The 16,954-nt window shown below is 67.3% G+C and carries 14 protein-coding genes and 1 pseudogene; 7 read left to right on the plus strand and 8 right to left on the minus strand.

The features are described 5' to 3' along the window. Window positions 1–62 precede the first annotated feature (62 nt). Both AC0IY0_RS25985 and AC0IY0_RS25990 read left to right on the plus strand, forming a co-directional pair. On the plus strand, window positions 63–722 hold the full coding sequence (locus AC0IY0_RS25985) for an ABC transporter permease (protein WP_471766132.1): 660 nt from the start codon (window positions 63–65) through the stop codon (window positions 720–722). A 44-nt stretch (window positions 723–766) separates the two neighbouring features. Beyond that, window positions 767–1,687 carry an acetamidase/formamidase family protein gene (locus tag AC0IY0_RS25990; RefSeq protein WP_147939805.1) on the plus strand — a complete coding sequence of 307 codons (921 nt, stop codon included), beginning with the start codon at window positions 767–769 and terminating at the stop codon, window positions 1,685–1,687. Between the two features lie 115 nt (window positions 1,688–1,802). Here the strand turns inward: AC0IY0_RS25990 and AC0IY0_RS25995 are convergent, their stop codons facing one another. From AC0IY0_RS25995 to AC0IY0_RS26025, 7 genes are all read right to left on the minus strand, one after another. Beyond that, window positions 1,803–2,882, minus strand: a complete 1,080-nt coding sequence (locus AC0IY0_RS25995; RefSeq protein WP_471766133.1) for a DmpA family aminopeptidase — start codon at window positions 2,880–2,882, stop codon at window positions 1,803–1,805. Continuing rightward, window positions 2,879–3,775 (minus strand): glutathione ABC transporter permease GsiD, encoded by an 897-nt coding sequence (gene gsiD / locus AC0IY0_RS26000; protein ID WP_147939807.1) that lies wholly within the window; start codon window positions 3,773–3,775, stop codon window positions 2,879–2,881. Before gsiD ends, AC0IY0_RS25995 begins: the two co-directional genes overlap by 4 nt. A 7-nt stretch (window positions 3,776–3,782) precedes the next feature. Then, complete coding sequence (gsiC, locus tag AC0IY0_RS26005) at window positions 3,783–4,703, minus strand: glutathione ABC transporter permease GsiC (protein WP_471766134.1); 921 nt, start codon at window positions 4,701–4,703, stop codon at window positions 3,783–3,785. 108 nt (window positions 4,704–4,811) lie between these two features. Continuing rightward, a complete protein-coding gene (gene gsiB / locus AC0IY0_RS26010) occupies window positions 4,812–6,359 on the minus strand; it encodes a glutathione ABC transporter substrate-binding protein GsiB (protein ID WP_471766135.1) in 1,548 nt (515 codons plus the stop codon). 33 nt (window positions 6,360–6,392) lie between these two features. Next, entirely contained in the window at window positions 6,393–8,294 is a 1,902-nt protein-coding gene (locus AC0IY0_RS26015; RefSeq protein WP_147939808.1) for a dipeptide ABC transporter ATP-binding protein, read from the minus strand. 8 nt (window positions 8,295–8,302) lie between these two features. Further along, complete coding sequence (locus AC0IY0_RS26020) at window positions 8,303–9,280, minus strand: isoaspartyl peptidase/L-asparaginase family protein (RefSeq protein WP_471766136.1); 978 nt, start codon at window positions 9,278–9,280, stop codon at window positions 8,303–8,305. Next, the gene (locus AC0IY0_RS26025; RefSeq protein ID WP_471766137.1) at window positions 9,277–10,215 is read right to left on the minus strand and encodes a MurR/RpiR family transcriptional regulator; all 939 of its coding nucleotides are present in this window, start codon (window positions 10,213–10,215) and stop codon (window positions 9,277–9,279) included. Before AC0IY0_RS26025 ends, AC0IY0_RS26020 begins: the two co-directional genes overlap by 4 nt. Before the next feature lie 583 nt (window positions 10,216–10,798). Between AC0IY0_RS26025 and rnhA the strand changes: the two genes are divergently transcribed. The 4 genes from rnhA to AC0IY0_RS26045 all read left to right on the plus strand — a co-directional run bounded on the left by rnhA (window position 10,799) and on the right by AC0IY0_RS26045 (window position 15,778). Beyond that, on the plus strand, window positions 10,799–11,464 hold the full coding sequence (gene rnhA / locus AC0IY0_RS26030) for a ribonuclease HI (RefSeq protein ID WP_471766138.1): 666 nt from the start codon (window positions 10,799–10,801) through the stop codon (window positions 11,462–11,464). A gap of 698 nt (window positions 11,465–12,162) precedes the next feature. Next, window positions 12,163–14,337, plus strand: a complete 2,175-nt coding sequence (locus tag AC0IY0_RS26035) for a marine proteobacterial sortase target protein (protein ID WP_471766139.1) — start codon at window positions 12,163–12,165, stop codon at window positions 14,335–14,337. Next, the gene (locus AC0IY0_RS26040) at window positions 14,337–14,927 is read left to right on the plus strand and encodes a class GN sortase (protein ID WP_471766152.1); all 591 of its coding nucleotides are present in this window, start codon (window positions 14,337–14,339) and stop codon (window positions 14,925–14,927) included. The genes AC0IY0_RS26035 and AC0IY0_RS26040 overlap by 1 nt, the downstream gene beginning before the upstream one ends. 92 nt (window positions 14,928–15,019) lie before the next feature. Beyond that, a complete protein-coding gene (locus AC0IY0_RS26045; RefSeq protein ID WP_471766140.1) occupies window positions 15,020–15,778 on the plus strand; it encodes a helix-turn-helix domain-containing protein in 759 nt (252 codons plus the stop codon). Between the two features lie 110 nt (window positions 15,779–15,888). Here the strand turns inward: AC0IY0_RS26045 and AC0IY0_RS26050 are convergent. Then, window positions 15,889–16,649, minus strand: a pseudogene (locus AC0IY0_RS26050) (integrase core domain-containing protein). Between the two features lie 59 nt (window positions 16,650–16,708). Between AC0IY0_RS26050 and AC0IY0_RS26055 the strand changes: the two are divergent. Beyond that, a complete protein-coding gene (locus AC0IY0_RS26055) occupies window positions 16,709–16,951 on the plus strand; it encodes a hypothetical protein (protein WP_419828639.1) in 243 nt (80 codons plus the stop codon). The last annotated feature ends 3 nt before the right edge of the window (window positions 16,952–16,954 follow it).

The raw sequence follows: 16,954 nt of genomic DNA on the forward strand, positions 1-16,954 counted from the left end.
CCGGCCAAGCTACCCGTGGTGAAGCGGCCTACCGCGCACTAACTTGAACTTTGGACCACCCTGTGGGGGGCGATCACTCGGCGATCGGCCGGTTCCTCTGGCAGGGTCTTGCCGACGGCACGCTCTTGCGCGACGCGGGCGTCACCGCCCTCGAAACGGGGCTCGGGTTTCTCATCGGCAACGTCGTGGGCACGCTCGCCGGTCTTTCTCTCTGGTACTCGACCTTCGTCTCGCGGGTCGTCCAGCCCTTCATCGTTGCGGTAGGCTCGATCCCGATCATCGCGCTCGCCCCGATCATCATCATCTGGTTCGGCACGGGGCTCGCCTCGAAGGTCGCGATGTCGACGCTGTCCGTCGTCGTGGTCGCCCTCGTGACCTCCTACAAGGGCGCGCTCGGCGTCGACCCGGACCAGATCAACCTCCTGCGGACTCTCGGTGCACGAAAGCCGCAGATCTTCACCAAGCTCGTCGTGCCGTCGAGCCTCGCCGACATCTTCGCCGGCTTGAAGCTCACTGTCGGCTTCGCGCTGATCGGCGCCATCGTCGGCGAGTTCATGTCGTCGTCCGTAGGGCTGGGCCACGCAATCTTCCAAGCGGGATCCCTCTACGCGATCCCGAAGGTCTTCGCCGCGCTGGTCGGCACGATCGCGCTGGCCTTCGTTCTGACTTTCCTAGTCGGCCGGGCCGAACGGGCGCTCATGCCTTGGCGGGATCATCTCTGACCCACGCCCCCTCGATACCACCGACATCGCCAAAGGAGTTCCATGTGACGCAGCGCATCAGCAAACAAGGAACGATCAAATACGCCCTCTCGGGCGACGAGCCCTTCGTCGCGACGATCGCACCCGGCGAGATCGTCACGGTTGAATGCGTGATCAACATTGGTGACGGGGTCATAAAGGAACTCGGGCAGAACCTGACCGAGGCCGACGTCACCTTCCCGTTCGTGAATGGGGCGACGGGGCCGATCGAAGTCGCGGGCGCGAAGCCGGGCGACATGCTGAAGGTCGAAATCCTCGACATGGAACTGGGCCAACGCGGCTACAGCTCCCTCTGGCCCGGGCACGGCATGTTTCCGGACTGGGTGCGCCGCAAGGAATGGGGCATCCGGACAAAGATCGTCGATGTAAACGACGGTCATGTCATCTGGAATGACCGGCTCCGGCTGCCGGTGAAGCCGATGGCCGGCGTCATCGGCGTCGCGCCCGTCCATGGTGCAGTCCTCACGGTCGACAACGGCACGCATGGCGGCAACCTCGACGTTCAGGAGGTCACTACCGGGAACATGGTGATGCTGCGGGTCGAGAAGGCCGGCGCGCATTTCTTCATCGGCGATTGTCACGCGCTCCAGGGCGACGGCGAAGCGGTTGGGATGGGGGCGATCGAAATCGGTGCGAACGTGACCCTGCGGGTGAGCCTCGTGCCCGCGCCGGCGCGGCTCGGCCACCCGCGGATCGAGACGCCCACGCATATCTGCACGCTCGGCTGCGCCCGTCCGCTTGAGGACGCGATGCGCATCGCGTTCGCCGACATGATCTACTGGCTTGCGGACGAGTGGAACATCCCCGAACCGGAGGGTTACCTTCTGCTCGCACAGATCGCCGAGGCGCGCTGCACGCAGATGGTCAATCCGAAATACACGTACATCTGCAAGGTGCCGAAGGCGATCCTCGCGGCTTTCCAGTGAGTCGAGCCGCAGACCTGCAATCCGGTCAATCGCCGGATCCGATCCTACCGAGCCAAGCAGTTCGGCCTGTAGATGCCGGCGTCGCCCTCGATGTCCGTCGAGATCAGGTCGCACATCAATCAGGCCCGAGGATGTCGGCCCAGCTGGGCAGAAGTTCGGTCAGCGCGTGTCGCATGTGGCCGGCTCGACCCGTCACCGTCTCGGCCCGCCACAGGGCATGGATGATCGCCTGCTCGATTCCGTCGGCGGCGGCCTCGAACAACGGATCGAGCTCCGCGTCGTGAAGTAGGACGGGCATGGGCGCTGGGCGTGTGGGATCGTGCGGCACGGTGTAGGCGGTCGTGAAAGCGAGAGCGATGTCGCCGCTACCGTGGCCGAACACCGACCCGGTCCGGGCAAGGCCCGCGCCGGCACGCCGGGCGACCCGACGCAACTGGCGCGCGTCGAGCGGCGCATCGGTGGCGACGATCATGATGATCGATCCCTTCTCCGGGGTTTCCGCGCCTGCTACCTCGTCCTCTGAAGCGGTCCTGAGGTAGGGGGCAAGCGGCTTGCCGCAGACTCGGATCTGGGACGGCTTGCCGAAGTTCGACAAGACGAGCGTGCCCACAGTGAATCGGCCGCGCGCTGGCGTGCGGATCCGCCGGGAGGCGGTACCGATGCCACCCTTGAACCCGAAACTCGACATCCCGCGCCCGGCACCGACCGACCCTTCCGCCACGGTGGTCCCGGCCGCGCCGACCGCGTCGCGATAATGAGCCGGTTCGACCGCCATGCGCTGGATGTCGTTGAGATGGCCGTCGTTGCACTCGAACACGAGCGGGTTGACGGTTGGCAACCCGCGCCCGATCTCAGGATTGGCAGTGATCGCGATCCGGATCTGGGCGGCCGCCACCGCCGGCACGCTGAAGGTGTTGGTCAGGGCGACGGGCGTCTCCAGCACACCGAGTTCCTCGACCTGCATGAGGCCGACGGACTTGCCGAATCCGTTGAGCACCACGCCGGCCGCCGGGACCCGGTCCCGGTATAGATCGCCACCGTGCGGCAGGACGACCGTCACCCCGGTCTGCACCTCCCCGTCGGCCAGCGTGCAATGGCCGACAGTCACGCCCGCCACATCGGTGATGGCGTCGCGGGCGCCCCGCGGCAGGCGCCCGACCCGCGGCGCCGGGCGAGGAGAGGCGGGCGCCGTCATTGGCGATCGATCTTCGGGTCAAGGGCGTCCCGAAGACCATCCCCGAGGAGGTTGAAGGCGAGCACCGTGAAGAAGATCGCCAGGCTCGGGAACAGGGCTACGTGCGGCGCCGAGACCATGTCGGCCCGGGCTTCGTTCAGCATGGCCCCCCATTCGGGCGTCGGCGGCTGCGCGCCCATTCCGAGGAAGGACAGGCTCGCCGCCGTGATGATCGAGGTGCCCAGCCGCATCGTGAAGTAGACGACGATACCCGAGATCGTACCCGGGAGGATGTGCCGAAGGAGGATTGTCCGGTCCGGAGCACCGATGCTGTGCGCGGCCTCGATATAGGTGGTGTTCTTCAGGACCAAGGTCGTGCCGCGCACGAGCCGCGCGAAGGCCGGAACGCTGAAAACGGACACGGCTACGACGACGTTGACGAGCCCGGAACCGAGTATCGCCACGACGCCGAGGGCGAGTAGGATTCCCGGGAAGGCGAACAGGACGTCTGACATGCGCATGACCAGCCGGTCCCACCAGCCGCCGTAGTAGCCCGCCAGCAGACCGAGAAGCGTACCGACGAAGCCGCCGACGGCGACCGAAAGGAAGCCTGTAGCGAGGGAGATCCGCGCACCCTCGATGATGCGACTAAGGATATCCCGCCCGAGGGGATCGACGCCCAACCAGTGTGCGACCGAGGGGCCCTCGTTGATCCGGTCGTAGTCAAAGTCGTTGACGGCGTCGTAGGGGACGATCCAGGGAGCCAGAACGGCGATCACGACCAAGAGGGCGATGAAGCCGAGCGCAGCGACGGCGACACGCTGGCGCCGGAACTTGCGCAGGAACTCGGACCACGGCGTGCGCACGCCGCTGGGGACGGATGCAATCGCGGCGGGGACGACAGTTTCGATCACGGCCAGCTCAGCTGTAGCGAATGGTCGGGTTGATGAGACCGTAGAGCACGTCCACGACCAGATTGATCAGGATGAACTCCAGGGAGAACAGCAGGACCAAGGCCTGGATCACCGGATAGTCGCGCTGATTTACGGCATCGACGAGCAGACGGCCGATGCCGGGCCAGTTGAACACCGCCTCCACGACGATTGAGCCGCCGAGGAGGAAACCGAACTGCAGGCCCATCATGGTGACGACGGGGATCAGGGCGTTGCGCAGGCAGTGCTTGGCGATGACGCTTCGCTCCTTCGGCCCCTTCGCTCGAGCCGTGCGCACGAAATCCTCGCCGATCACCTCGATGAAGGCGGCGCGCGTGAAGCGAGCCATCACGGCGGCGACGGCGGCGCCGAGGGTCAGCGAAGGCAGGATGTAGTGCCACCACGTCGCCGCACCGACGGTGGGCAGCCACCCGAGCTCCACCGAGAAGATCTGCATCAGGAGGATGCCCAGCGCGAAGGCGGGGAACGAGATGCCGGAGACGGCGAGCGTCATGCCGAACCGGTCGGGCCACTCGTTCCGGTAGACCGCGGAGACGATGCCGATCATGAGGCCGAAGGCGACGGCCCAGGCCATGCTGGTGAGCGTCAGCAGCAGCGTCGGCATGAAGCGCTCGCCGATCTCGACGGCGACCGGGCGGCGTGTGCGGATCGAGACGCCGAAATCGCCCTGCGCGAGGTGGGCGAAATAGCGGACGAACTGCTCGGGCAGCGACCGGTCAAGGCCGAGTTCGGTGCGCACCAGCGCCACCGTCTGGGCGTCGGCATCCTGTCCGGCCGCCAGGCGTGCCGGATCGCCCGGAAGCAGATGGACGAACAGGAACACCAGCACCGCGACGATCAGCAGCGTGGGCAGCAGCCCGAGGAGCCGCTTGAGCAGGAAGGTCAACATAGGCTCGCGCCTGCGATCGAAGGTTTTCGTGAGGAATGCGCGAACGCCTGCAGCGCGAGGCGGACAGCCTTGAATGCCGCCTCGCGTCGGGTCCGGGGCCGGACGCGTCTAGGGCGTGACGTCGATCTCACCGGAATCGATGTTGCCGTCAGGCATGACGTAGACACCGGAGAGCCGCGCCGAGGTTGCGTAGAGGTTCTGCTCGGTCACGAGGGGCGCCCAGGGCGCATCCTTCATGACGATCTCCTGGGCCTTGGCGTACAGGTCGGTCTTCTCCGCGTCGCTGGTCGAGACCAGGGCCTTGGCCAGGAGAGAGTCGAATTCAGAGTTGCTGTAATAGGCCGTGTTGTTGAGCTTGGGCGGCCAGGCCTCCGTCGCCAGAAGCGGCCGTAGACCCCAGTCGGCCTCACCTGTCGAGGACGACCAACCGGCATAGTACAGACGGACCCGGGCCGTCTTCGGGTCGGGAGCGGTCTGAACCCACTCGGTGCGCTGGCCGGGCTCAAGCGCCTGGGTCTGCACCTTGATGCCGACCTGACCGAGCTGCTGCTGGATGAACTGGATCGCCTTCTGGGCGGTGGTCGTGGTGTAGGCGCTCCAGAGGCTCGCCTCGAAGCCGTTGGGGTAGCCCGCGTCCTTGAGCAGTTGGCGCGCCTTGGCGGGGTCGTAGGGCCACGGATTCATAGCGTGGGCATAGAGCACGCCCTGCGGGACGATGCCCTGCGCGGGGAAGGCGTAGCCGCTGAAGGCGACCTTGGCGAGCGCATCCTTGTTGATGGCGTAGTTGATCGCCTGACGCACCCGCAGGTCGTCAAACGGCTTCTGCAGCACGTTCATGCTGAGGTATCTCTCGATGATCGAGGCGTGCGCCTCGACCCTCAGCTTCTTGTTGGTCTCAAGCATCTTAGCCTGCTCGTAGGGGAGCGGGAAGGCGAAGTCGGCCTCTCCCGTCTGCAGCATGGCCGCGCGGGTGCCGTTCTCCGGGACAGGCTTCCAGGTGACGGTGTCGACCTTCGGGAGCCCGGCCTGCCAGTACGCGGCGAACTTTGCGCCCTTGACGTAATCGGTCTGCTTCCAGTCCACGAAGGTGAAGGGTCCGGTGCCGACCGGGTGGAAGGCGATGTCCTTGCCGTATTTCTTCAAGGCCGTCGGAGAGATGATCGCCGCCGAGGCGTGGGCGAGGGAATTGATGAACGGCCCGAAGGGCTCCTTCAGGGTGATGCGCAGGCTCGCGGGCGAGAGCACCTCGACCATCTTGATGCGGTTGAACTGATTGAAGCGGGCGAGGTGGTTCTCCGGATCGAGGACACGGTCGAGATTGGCTTTGACCGCTGCCGCGTCGAACGCCGTGCCGTCGTGGAATTTCACGCCTTCGCGCAGCGTGAACGTGTAGACGAGACCGTCCGGAGACATCTCGTAGTTCTGGGCAAGAACGTTGCGGACCTTGAGGTCCTTATCAAACCCGAAGAGCCCCTCGTAGAACGACTTGGTGACGGCCGTCGTGAGCGTCGTGTTCGTATTGTACGGGTCGAGCGTCTCGGGCTGGCCGCTGATCGCCAGGATCGGATCGCCCGCCGCCGCTGCGGGGGATACCGCTACGGTCAGGAGAGTGGAAGCAAGGAGAATACGCTCGAACACGGTCAGACCTCGGGGCATGGGGGCGATCCTACTGGCGGGATTGAGGCGGGGTCAGGCGGCAAGGCCACCGACCATGTGGCGGGCGACGAAATGGCCGGGACCGACCGCTACGAGGGGCGCCACGGGCGGCTCGTCGCCAAGCGCCCGGATCGGGCTCGGGATCTCGTCGGTCATGAGCCGGCCAGCACGCAGGTGGCGGCGTGCTGGGTCGGCGACCGGTACCGCCGCCATCAGCTTGCGGGTGTAGGGATGCTGCGGGTTCTCGAAGATCGCCCGGCGCGGGCCGATCTCGACGATCTGACCGAGATACATGACCGCGACCCGGTGGCTGATCCGCTCGACTACGGCCATGTCGTGGCTGATGAAGAGGTAGGCGAGGCCGAACTCCTGCTGGAGGTCGAGCATCAGGTTGACGATCTGGGCTTGGATCGACACGTCGAGAGCCGACACCGCCTCATCGGCGACGATGACCTTCGGGTTCAGGGCGAGCGCCCGGGCGATGGCGATTCGCTGGCGCTGGCCACCCGAGAACTCGTGCGGGTAGCGCTGGGCTTGGTCGGGGGTGAGACCAACGCGCTCAAGGAGCCAAGCCACGCGGGCTTCGGCCGCCCGGCGGGTCGCGATCCGGTGAACGAGAAGCGGCTCCATGATCGAGAAGCCCACCGTCAGGCGTGGGTCGAGGGACGCGTAGGGGTCCTGAAAGATGAACTGGATATTCCGCCGCAGGCCGCGCAGCTGTCCGGCAGGCAGGTCGCGGACGTTTCCGCCATCGAACTCGATCAGGCCACTCTGGCTCTCGACCAGACGCAGGAGCGAGCGGCCCGTCGTCGACTTGCCGCACCCGGATTCGCCGACCAGAGCGAGAGTCTCTCCGGGATGGAGATCGAAGCTGACCCGCTCGACCGCGTGGACCCGGCGGCGAACGCGGTCGAGTAGGCCGGCGCGAATGTCGAACCGGGTGACGAGGTCGCGCACCCGCAGGATCGGTGCGGCGCCGGGGCGAATGGTGTCGTGGGGCGGCGCCTCGTCCGGCGGGGCCATATCCGCCGGAAGCTCGGCTCGCAGCAGATCGAATTTTTTCGGCAGATCGCTTCCTGCCATCGCTCCGAGCCGCGGGACGGCGGCCAGGAGAGCACGGGTATAGCCGTGGCGAGGGTCTGCGAAGAGTGCCGGGGCCGGCCCCTCCTCGACCTTGTCGCCGCGGTACATCACCAGCACGCGGTCGGCGATCTCGGCCACGACGCCCATGTCATGGGTGATGAAGACGACACCCATCTTCATCTCGGCCTGAAGGCTGCGGATAAGTTCGAGGATCTGCGCTTGGATGGTGACGTCGAGGGCGGTGGTCGGCTCGTCGGCGATGAGCAACTGGGGCTTGCAGGCCAGGGCCATGGCGATCATCACGCGTTGGCGCATCCCGCCGGAGAGCTGATGCGGATAGCGCCCGAGCACGTTGCGCGCCTCGGGGATACGCACGAGATCGAGCATGCGCAGCGCCTCGGCCCGAGCAGCTGACGCGCTCTTCCCTTGATGGACGCGAATCGACTCCGCGATCTGATCCCCAGCCGTGAAGACCGGGTTCAGCGAGGTCATCGGTTCCTGGAAGATCATCGCGATCTCGGCGCCGCGGATCGCGCGCATCCGAGCGTTCGAGGCACCCGCCAAGTCGACGATTTCGCCCGAGCGCCGCCGAAACGGCATCCGCCCGGCCGCGATCCGGCCGCCGCCGTGTTCGACGAGACGCATCAAGCTCAGCGAGGTCACGGACTTACCGGAGCCGGACTCGCCGACGATCGCCAAGGTCTCGCCCGCGTCGACATGGAACGATAGGTCGCGGACCGCCTCCACGACGCGTTCGGAGGTGGCGAAGCGGACTGTCAGGCCCTCGACGGCGACGACTTGGCGGTCCGGCAGAACGGAATGGGAAGCGGTCCCGGATGCGGTGGCCAGCATGACGGACCTCAGCGCAAGGGGGGCGATATGTGACGGGAATCACTGAAGATCGCCGTGACCGGCGTCTCGCCCGGATGGACAAGGCCACGATACATGCCCTCAGTATTGAACGGCATCGCGACTTGCCCATGGGCGTCGACCGCGATCAGCCCGCCACGGCCACCGACCGCCGCAAGGGCCTCGTGGACCACCGCACGGGCCGCCGTCTCGAGATCTTGCCCCCCGTAGGCCATGCGCGCGCAGACGTCGTGCGCCGCCGCGATGCGAATGAAAGCCTCGCCCGTGCCGGTGCAGGACACGGCGGCGGTCCGGTCATCCGCATAGGTCCCCGCGCCGATCAGGGGTGAGTCGCCGACCCGGCCGGGACGCTTGTTGGTCATGCCCCCGGTCGAGGTCATGGCAGCGAGATGGCCGTTCCGGTCGAGCGCAACGGCGCCGATCGTCCCGAACTTGCGCGTCTCGTCGAGCGGGCCGGACGCCACGTCATGGTCGAGGGCGACCTTTCCGGCGGCCTGGGCGCGGTGGAGCTGGTCGCGGCGGGCATCCGTGGAGAAGAAGTCCAGTTCGACCATCTCAAGGCCTCGCCCCTCAGCAAATGCATCGGCACCGCCACCGGCTATGAGGACGTGCTCGCCCCCATCCATCACGGCCCGGGCCGCCCGACCGGGCCGGCGCACCCGCGTGACACTCGCGACGGCGCCCGCGCGCAGCGTGGCGCCGTCCATGACGGCGGCGTCGAGCTCGTGCGTGCCGGCGCTGGTGAAGACGGCGCCGTGGCCCGCGTTGAAGAGCGGACACTCTTCCAAGAGGTCGACGGCGAGGCCCACGACATCGAGGGCGCTGCCACCGCGCGCGAGGCAGTCCGCTCCAGCCGCCAGGATGCCGGCGAGGGCCGCGTGATAGTGTGCCGCGCCAGCATCTGCCTGGCCCTGCGCGATCGTCCCAGCACCACCGTGGATCACGAGAACGGGGCGGCGGTCGCTCATGAGGCAGCTCCGGATTGCGGGGTCTCTGACAGGTCGTCGGCTCCACCCTGGGGCGGCCAAGCGGCATAGTCGCGATCGAGCCAGGGCAGCACCGCTTCCGTGACCCGCGTCGCGGCCGGGACGAGGTCCCCGGCGGCGAACGCGAAGGCGCTTGCCAAGGCCTCCACGAGCGCTGTCAGGCTGGCATCCGAGGCAGCGAAGTAATGGCAGTCGGTCTGCGCGTAGAGCGCGAGGGTGGCGGTCGCGACGAGGGGGGAATGCGGCCCGTCGGTCAGCGCCAGCACCGTGGCCCCGTGCCTCCGGGCGATCTGGGCCAGCCTCACCGTATCGGCGAAGTATCGCGGCGTGGCGAGGACGACGACGAGGTCATCGGGGGTCAGTCGGCGCAGGGTCCGCGCGGCGAAGCCGGGGCCTTCCAGCGTCGCCAGCAGATGGACGTCCTCGCGGTTGACGTCGAGGTTGCGCGCGAGGATCCCGGCCGGCCAGCTGCTGCTGCCCAAACCTACGACGTACACCCTCCGGGCCTGATGGATCGCCTGGACCGCTTGGGTACACGTCGCGCCGTCGAGCGTCCGCCGGGTCGCTTCGATGTTGCGGATGATGTCGGCGAGGGCTCCGTCGAGGATTTCAGGTACGGTCGCAGGCTGATCCCGGCCGACGCGCAGCTTCTCGACCGGTGCCAGGGCCTTTTCGTAACTGAGGACCAGGGCAGCGCGGAACTTCGCATAGCCCTCGTAGCCGACGGCGCGGGCGAACCGGTTAGCCGTGGCGACGGAGACGCCGACGAGGTCGGCAAGCTCGTTCACCGGCAGGGTAGCCACCTTCAACGGATGATCCAGGACGAATCGTGCGACCTGCCGATGGGCCGCGCTGAGCGCCGGGAAAGCCTTCGCGATGCGGTGTGTTACGGACGCGTCCTCAGATTGTAGGGCCACGGCGTCTCAACCGATCAAAAATTCTCTTCCGTTGCGTTTTTGAGAAATTTTCCGATCATACGCAAGCGGCCGTCTGCCGCTTTTGAGTGCGCCGGATGCACAAATCTTCGCGCTGTCGAGGGCAGGGCGAACGCGCCTGACACTTGAAGACATGACTTTCCAAGTGCCAACCGGATGCCGGTGGGCTGCGTTCAGGTGACCATCGATCGGTCCATCATCGCAATCTAGGGGTATCGGCTCGCACGGATCAGACACTGGGTTCTAACATCTTGAAAAAAAGAAATTTTCTAGCTAAAACCTTGGTCTACCCCCAAACATCAGCCGACAAAAATATCCGCAACTCATCATAATGCTTATTTAGCGATTGAACGATAAGATATAGACGAATAAAAGTTGTACTATTTTATAATATCAGTATCCGTCATGGGCGCTGCCCCAACTCATACCCTGACATCCACTGCTATGAATTTCGCTTCAACCGCATCGCGGCAATGAACAACGCTGCGATTGGACAGCCATCGGCGCGCCTCGAAGCGATGGTAGTCTGCGATCGACCACCCAATACGGAAGGACTGATGCTACGATGCGAACGATCGTTTATGCCGATGGCGGTTGCGACCCTAACCCCGGGCCAGGCGGTTGGGGGGTCGTCGTCGCCGCTCCGGACGGCACGGTCGAGCTGTGCGGCGGAGAGCCCGGCACAACGACCAACAACCGCATGGAGCTGACGGCTGCGATCAAGGGTCTTGAGCATTTCCCGGCCGGGGCCGCGATCGAGATGCGGTGCGACAGCCAGTACGTCGTCAAATCGGTGACCGAGTGGATGAGCGGTTGGAAGGCGAAGGGCTGGCGCACGACGACGGGTGACGTGAAGAACGTCGACCTCATGAAGCGCCTCGACGAACTGAACGCGGCGCGGGACGTCAAATGGACCTGGGTCCGGGGGCATGCCGGCGATCGTCTCAATGAGCGCGCAGACGCTCTCGTCCACCGGGGCCGTCGCGAAGCGAAGCTCGGCAAGCTCGAGTCGCGGAACAGTGCTGCGCCCATACCTGCCCCTGCGGCCGCACCAGCGTCGCCGAGCCAAGGCGCCGCCCTGCGCGTCGATCTGGCGCTCGGCCTCCAGGTCGCTCGGGCCGCGAAGGCGGCGGGTGTTACGCCCGACGCTCTGATCGACGATGCGATCCGGTTCTACCTCGAAATCGGACCGAGCGAGGTCGCCCGCCTGCGATCGAGCCGAGCAAAGTAGACGAGGCCGGTTGCGACGCCGATTGGTCGCCGGCTCGATCCCGACTTTATCACATGCGTCGGCCGCTCGGACACCAGAAGCTTTTTGGGCAAGTAGCGGCCAGTCGGCGAAGCTTCCATGAGGGGCTGCTGCATGTCGTGAGGGGGGGGGGCCGCGACGTCCTCTTTCAGGCACCACCGCCCGAAGGAGGACCAGTGGACATCCACCCGTTTCGATCGCGGCTCTCATCAAGTGCCTGGAGCGGGCCTTCGGGCTTTCTGCAACGAGTCGGGTCGGGACACAGAAAACCTGGCAGGAGAGCGGCTGCTGCAGCTACGGCGAGCTACAGCGCTTCGGTCGCCGCGTAGCCCGTTCGTCGGCCGACTCGGGTCCCTTCGACCTCCCGGGGTTCAACCACTTGGCGGGGCCGCGAAGTGCCACAGAACGCCTTCGCGGGAATGGCCGTACCGCCCGAGAAGATGAGCACGGCCGGCATTCGGCCAGGTGACCGTGATGTTGGCGCCGCGCAGCGTCTGGTCGGCAGCCGGCACCGCGGGGCGGACAGAGCCGCACCGGCCCCGCACAGATCCGTCCGGTCGCGGCGAGCGGGTGCGGCTCCAGCCCGGAAAAGAGCGAAGTTTCTGGTGGTGGCAGAGGGGCGGGCGCGGGAGCTTCAGCGGCGAGCCGGCCTCGATCAGCCGGCGCAGGAGACTTCCCCGATGCCGTTCTTCACTCCACGATCCGCAGCCGAGCCCAGGCACATCGCCACGCTGTCGCCGCTCTTCCTCGCGCTGCTGGCGCTCCTCGTCATGCTCGCTCCGGCTCAGGCGGCGCCCGGACCGCGCCGGGGCGGCCTGACGCTGCGCGGGTCGGCCGGCACCGCGCAGGTCGAGGCCGTCCAGCTCGCGACCGACATCGGCGTCGATGTCAGCGGCCCGACCGCCCGGACCGTCGTCACCCAAGCCTTCCGCAACACGAGTACGAACTGGGTCGAGGGCACCTACGTGTATCCCCTGCCGGAGGACGCCGCCGTGGATGGCATGAAGCTCGTCGTCGGCTCCCGCGTGATCGTCGCCGACATTCGCGAGCGGGCGGCGGCCAAGCGCGCCTACGAGGCCGCGCGGGCGGCGGGGCAGTCGGCAGCCCTGACTACGCAGGAGCGGCCCAACATCTTCACCAACGCGGTCGCCAATATCGGCCCCGGCGAGACGGTGCTTGTCCAGATCACCTATCAGCAGACGATCCCCGTCTCCGGCGAGACGCGGATGCTGCGCCTGCCCCTGGTGGTCGCGCCCCGCTACAATCCCACCCCTGCCTCGGTGGCGGCAGTCTCCCTCGACGGCGTGGTCGAGGCGGCCCGCGACCCGGTTCCGGATCGCGCCCGGATCAGCCCGCCGGTGCTCGACCCGTCGATCTCCCGATCGACCAACCCCGTCGCCGTCACGGTTCGGCTTCGGGCGGGTTTCGCCGTCGGAGCCGTTCGCAGCGCGACCCACGCGATCAGCGTGACAGAGACCAGCCCGGAGGCCCGGACCATCACCCTGGCCAACGGCGTCGCGCCGGCCGACCGTGACCTCGAGCTGACCTGGGCGCCGGTCCCGGGCCGGATGCCCGGCCTCGGCCTGTTCCGCGAGACCGTCGCCGGCCGGACTTACCTGCTGGCCGCCGTGAACCCGCCCGCGATCGAGGCCGACACGGCCTCCCGGCCGGCGCGCGACGTCATATTCGTCATCGACAATTCCGGCTCGATGTCCGGCGCCTCGATGCGGCAGGCCAAGGCCGGGCTGCTGGCCGGCCTCGGGCGCCTGACTCCGCAGGACCGCTTCAACGTCATCCGCTTCGACGACACCTGGGACGCGCTGCATCCCGTACCCGTGCCGGCGACGCCGGATGCCCTGGCAGAGGCCGAACGCTTCGTCGCCGCCTTGGAGGCTCGCGGCGGCACCGAGATGCTGGCGCCACTCAAGGCCGCCCTGGCCGATCCCCATGCGGAGGACGGGCGCGTGCGCCAAGTCGTGTTCCTCACCGACGGAGCCGTCGGTGACGAGGAGCAGATCTTCGCGGCGATCCACGCGAATCTTGGGCGCTCGCGCCTGTTCATGGTCGGCATCGGCTCGGCGCCCAACGGCCACCTGATGCGCCACGCCGCCGGGATCGGACGCGGCAGCTTTACCGAGATCCGCGACCTCGCGCAGGTCGGCGAACGGACCCGCGCACTCTACGAGAAGCTTGAATCTCCCGCCGTCACCGACCTGACCGCGACCTTCTCGGTTCCGGGCGTCGAGGTCACGCCGGGTGCGCTGCCCGACCTGTACCGCGGCGAGCCTCTGGTCTTCGCCGCGCGGCTGCCCAGGGCTGCCGAGGGGACCGTGACCGTCGCGGGCCGGGTGGGCGGCCGGATCTGGAGCCGGACGCTGCCGCTCGCCGAGGCGGACGCGGGCGCCGGCATCTCCAAGGTTTGGGCGCGCTCCCGGATCGGCGAGACCGAGACGACGCGCCTGACCGGGCGACTCGGCGCGGACGCGGCCGACGCCACCATCCTGGCCCTCGCCCTGGAGCACGGCCTGACGACGCGGCTGACTGCTCTCGTAGCCATCGACGCCACCCCGCGCCGGGCGCCGGGCACGCCCCTCGTCGCCGCCGACCTGCCGCTGAACCTGCCGGCGGGCTGGGACTTCGCCAGAGTGTTCGGCACGGACCGGCCCGACGACGCGCCAGCCGACGAAAAGGCGGCCCGAATCGTGCCGATCAGTGCCGATGGCGCGGCCGTTGACCTGCCGCAGACGGGGGCCGGTATCCTGGCGGAGCTTAGCCTGGGCCTTCTCCTCGCTCTCCTGGGCCTACTGCTGGGCGCCGGTCATCGGTCCGGCGGCCGGCGGACCGGGGAAATATGATGCGCCATCATCTCGGACCCGGGCGGGGGAGGGCCCTCGCGACCCTCCTCACCCTTGCGGGCCTCGCGCTGACAGCGCAGGCCGCCTGGATACCCGTCAAGGCCATTCTGGCGCAGGTGCTGCTGGAGCGTGCCTTCGTCCGCAGCCTGGCCGGGCGGCAGCCCGCCAAGCCATGGCCCTGGGCCGACACCGAGCCGATCGCCCGGCTCACCGTCGCGGGCCGCAGCTTCGTGGTCCTGCGGGGCGGGAGCGGGCAGGCCCTGGCCTTCGGCCCCGGCCATCTGGACGGCACCCCGGAGGCCGGCGAACCCGGTACTGCGGTCTTCGCCGCGCACCGCGACACGCAGTTCGCGGGACTGGGGCAGATCGGCCCCGGCGATTCGGTCACGGTGACGGGCCGGGACGGCCGAACCTTGCGCTTCCGCGTCACCGGCACGCGGGTTGCGCGCTGGGACGCCTCGGGCATCGACCCACACGCCCCGGGACGGCATCTCGACCTCGTCACCTGCTGGCCCCTGGAGGCTCTGCAGGCCGGTCCGCTGCGGCTTATCGTCGAGACCGAGTTGGCGTCGGAGGCAGGGCGTTCCTGATGGGTCGGCGTGGCTGGCCAGCTTGGCCGCGCTTGCGCAAATGTGCGGTTTCATGCGGATCTGTACGGATCGAGCCTGCGCGAGCCTTGTCCGTGAACGAAGTTGAACTGTCCGCAGCGCAGAGCCGCGCCATCGCCCAGAATGTGCGCGAGGCGCTGGCCCGCCGACGCATGTCTCGGCAGACGCTGGCCGATGAGGCCCGGATCAGCATCTCGACCCTGGAGAAAGCGCTCGCCGGCCGCCGGCCGTTCACCCTGGCAACCACGATCCGGCTGGAGGAGGCGTTGGGCCAATCCCTGCGGCAGCCGGCGGGGCAGACACCGGTTCCGGAACTGCCCCGTCACGCCCCCGACGAACTCGGGGCCTACGCGCGTCAGGGTGTGTCTTGGCTGGAGGGCTGTTACCTCACCCTACGCCCCTCGTTCGAGACGGCGGGAGTGATTTTCGCCTACCGAACCGAGATTGCCTGGGACACGGACAGCGCGCGCTTGGTATTCCGTGAGGCCGAGCGGATCGATGCGCCGTTCGCACAGTCCGGCAGTGTCGCCGTTCCCAGCCAATCAGGCATGGTATACTTAACGACCAACTGGCACGGGCAGCATCGTCTCGCGGTGCTAGGCCGTCCCAATATTCGAGGCGAGATGTACGGGATTCTCACCACGCTGCACGCGGGCCGCGGCATGCAGCTCACGCCCGCTGCTGCCCCGCTCGCCCTGCTGCCGGAGCGCGTTGCGGCTGAACTCCGTTACGGCCGCATCGCTCCGCATGAGGCGACTTACGCAGCCTATCGAGCGCATCTGGATCGTGTCCACGCGGACGGCTACGCCACTTTCTTCGTAAGCGTTTCCTAGCTGGAACGGCACCAGCCTAATTCACGTACCCGATCGCTTCCAACGGGGTGATCCAACATGAACGTTACTGCATCGCCGTTCTGGAGTTGACCCCGTTTGCGGTCCACGCCCTATGGGAGCTCTCGGGCCGTGACGGCTTTGTTGGCGAAGACTCGGGGCACAAAGCCATCCGGGGCCGTGTGGGGTCGATCTTCGGTGTCGTGGTACCTCCATTCCTCGACGCGCTCGCGAGCATCCGCCAACGACAGGAACCACGAGACGTTCAGGCACTCCGCCGGTAGACGGCCGTTGACCGACGCGATGTCGGCGTTGTCGGTCGGTCTGCCTGGTCGGGAGAAGTCGATCTCGACCCCGTTGAAGTAGGTCCACCGGTCAAGCATGCGGCCGGCAAAATTGGGGTGTGCAGCCGCCGGTAGGCATAGAGCACGTGCGCTACGGCCAACTCCTTCAGCCGCATCCGCAGCGCGACCTGAGGGTCGGATCGCTTCCTTTAGCGCTGCGACAGACGACAGGCGACCGACGCCGGTGGCCTGGCAGGCCCGACGCTCGGCTCGAGCCGCGGGCCACCTTGCAGGTGACCGGCGACTTCACGGCGAGCGCAGGGCCTTACCGCTGTCGCGTCAGGACATCCTGCAATATCGAGCGGTCCAGCGTCAGGTCGGCCACCAACCTCTTGAGCTTGCCGTTCTCGTCTTCCAGCTGCTTGAGCCGCCGGATCTCCGGCAACCCAGGCCGACGAACTGTTTCTTTCACCGGTGGAACGTAGGCTCGGACCACCCCCCTTCCGGCAGACCTCGTCCACCGTCTCACCGTTCTGCGCCTGCCGCAGGGCAAAGGCGCCCCGTTCGTTCGTGAAGCGCTTGCGGGGCATGGCATCCCCCGTCCGGGGTTCGGGATGCCCGAAAAACTCGCGCTCAGCCGTGGATCAGTTTGCTGGGTCAGGGTCCCGACAACCAGCTAGCCCAGGCTCTACCGAACGCGGCGTATCGTCGTGGGGGCCGGCGCACAATCCGCCTCAAGCTCAAGCCCGGGAGCCTCCACTTCTCCTGGGGCTCCCGCTCGCTGCACACCGACGAAGCGTGTGATGCCGACGCGATCCGCGCCATCGTGCTGCTGCACTACGCCGATCCGCACGCTGACAGCCGGATCAAGCAGGTGCTCCGCTGGCGATGACTC

It is taken from the genome of Methylobacterium sp. AC315 (genome assembly GCF_979253755.1).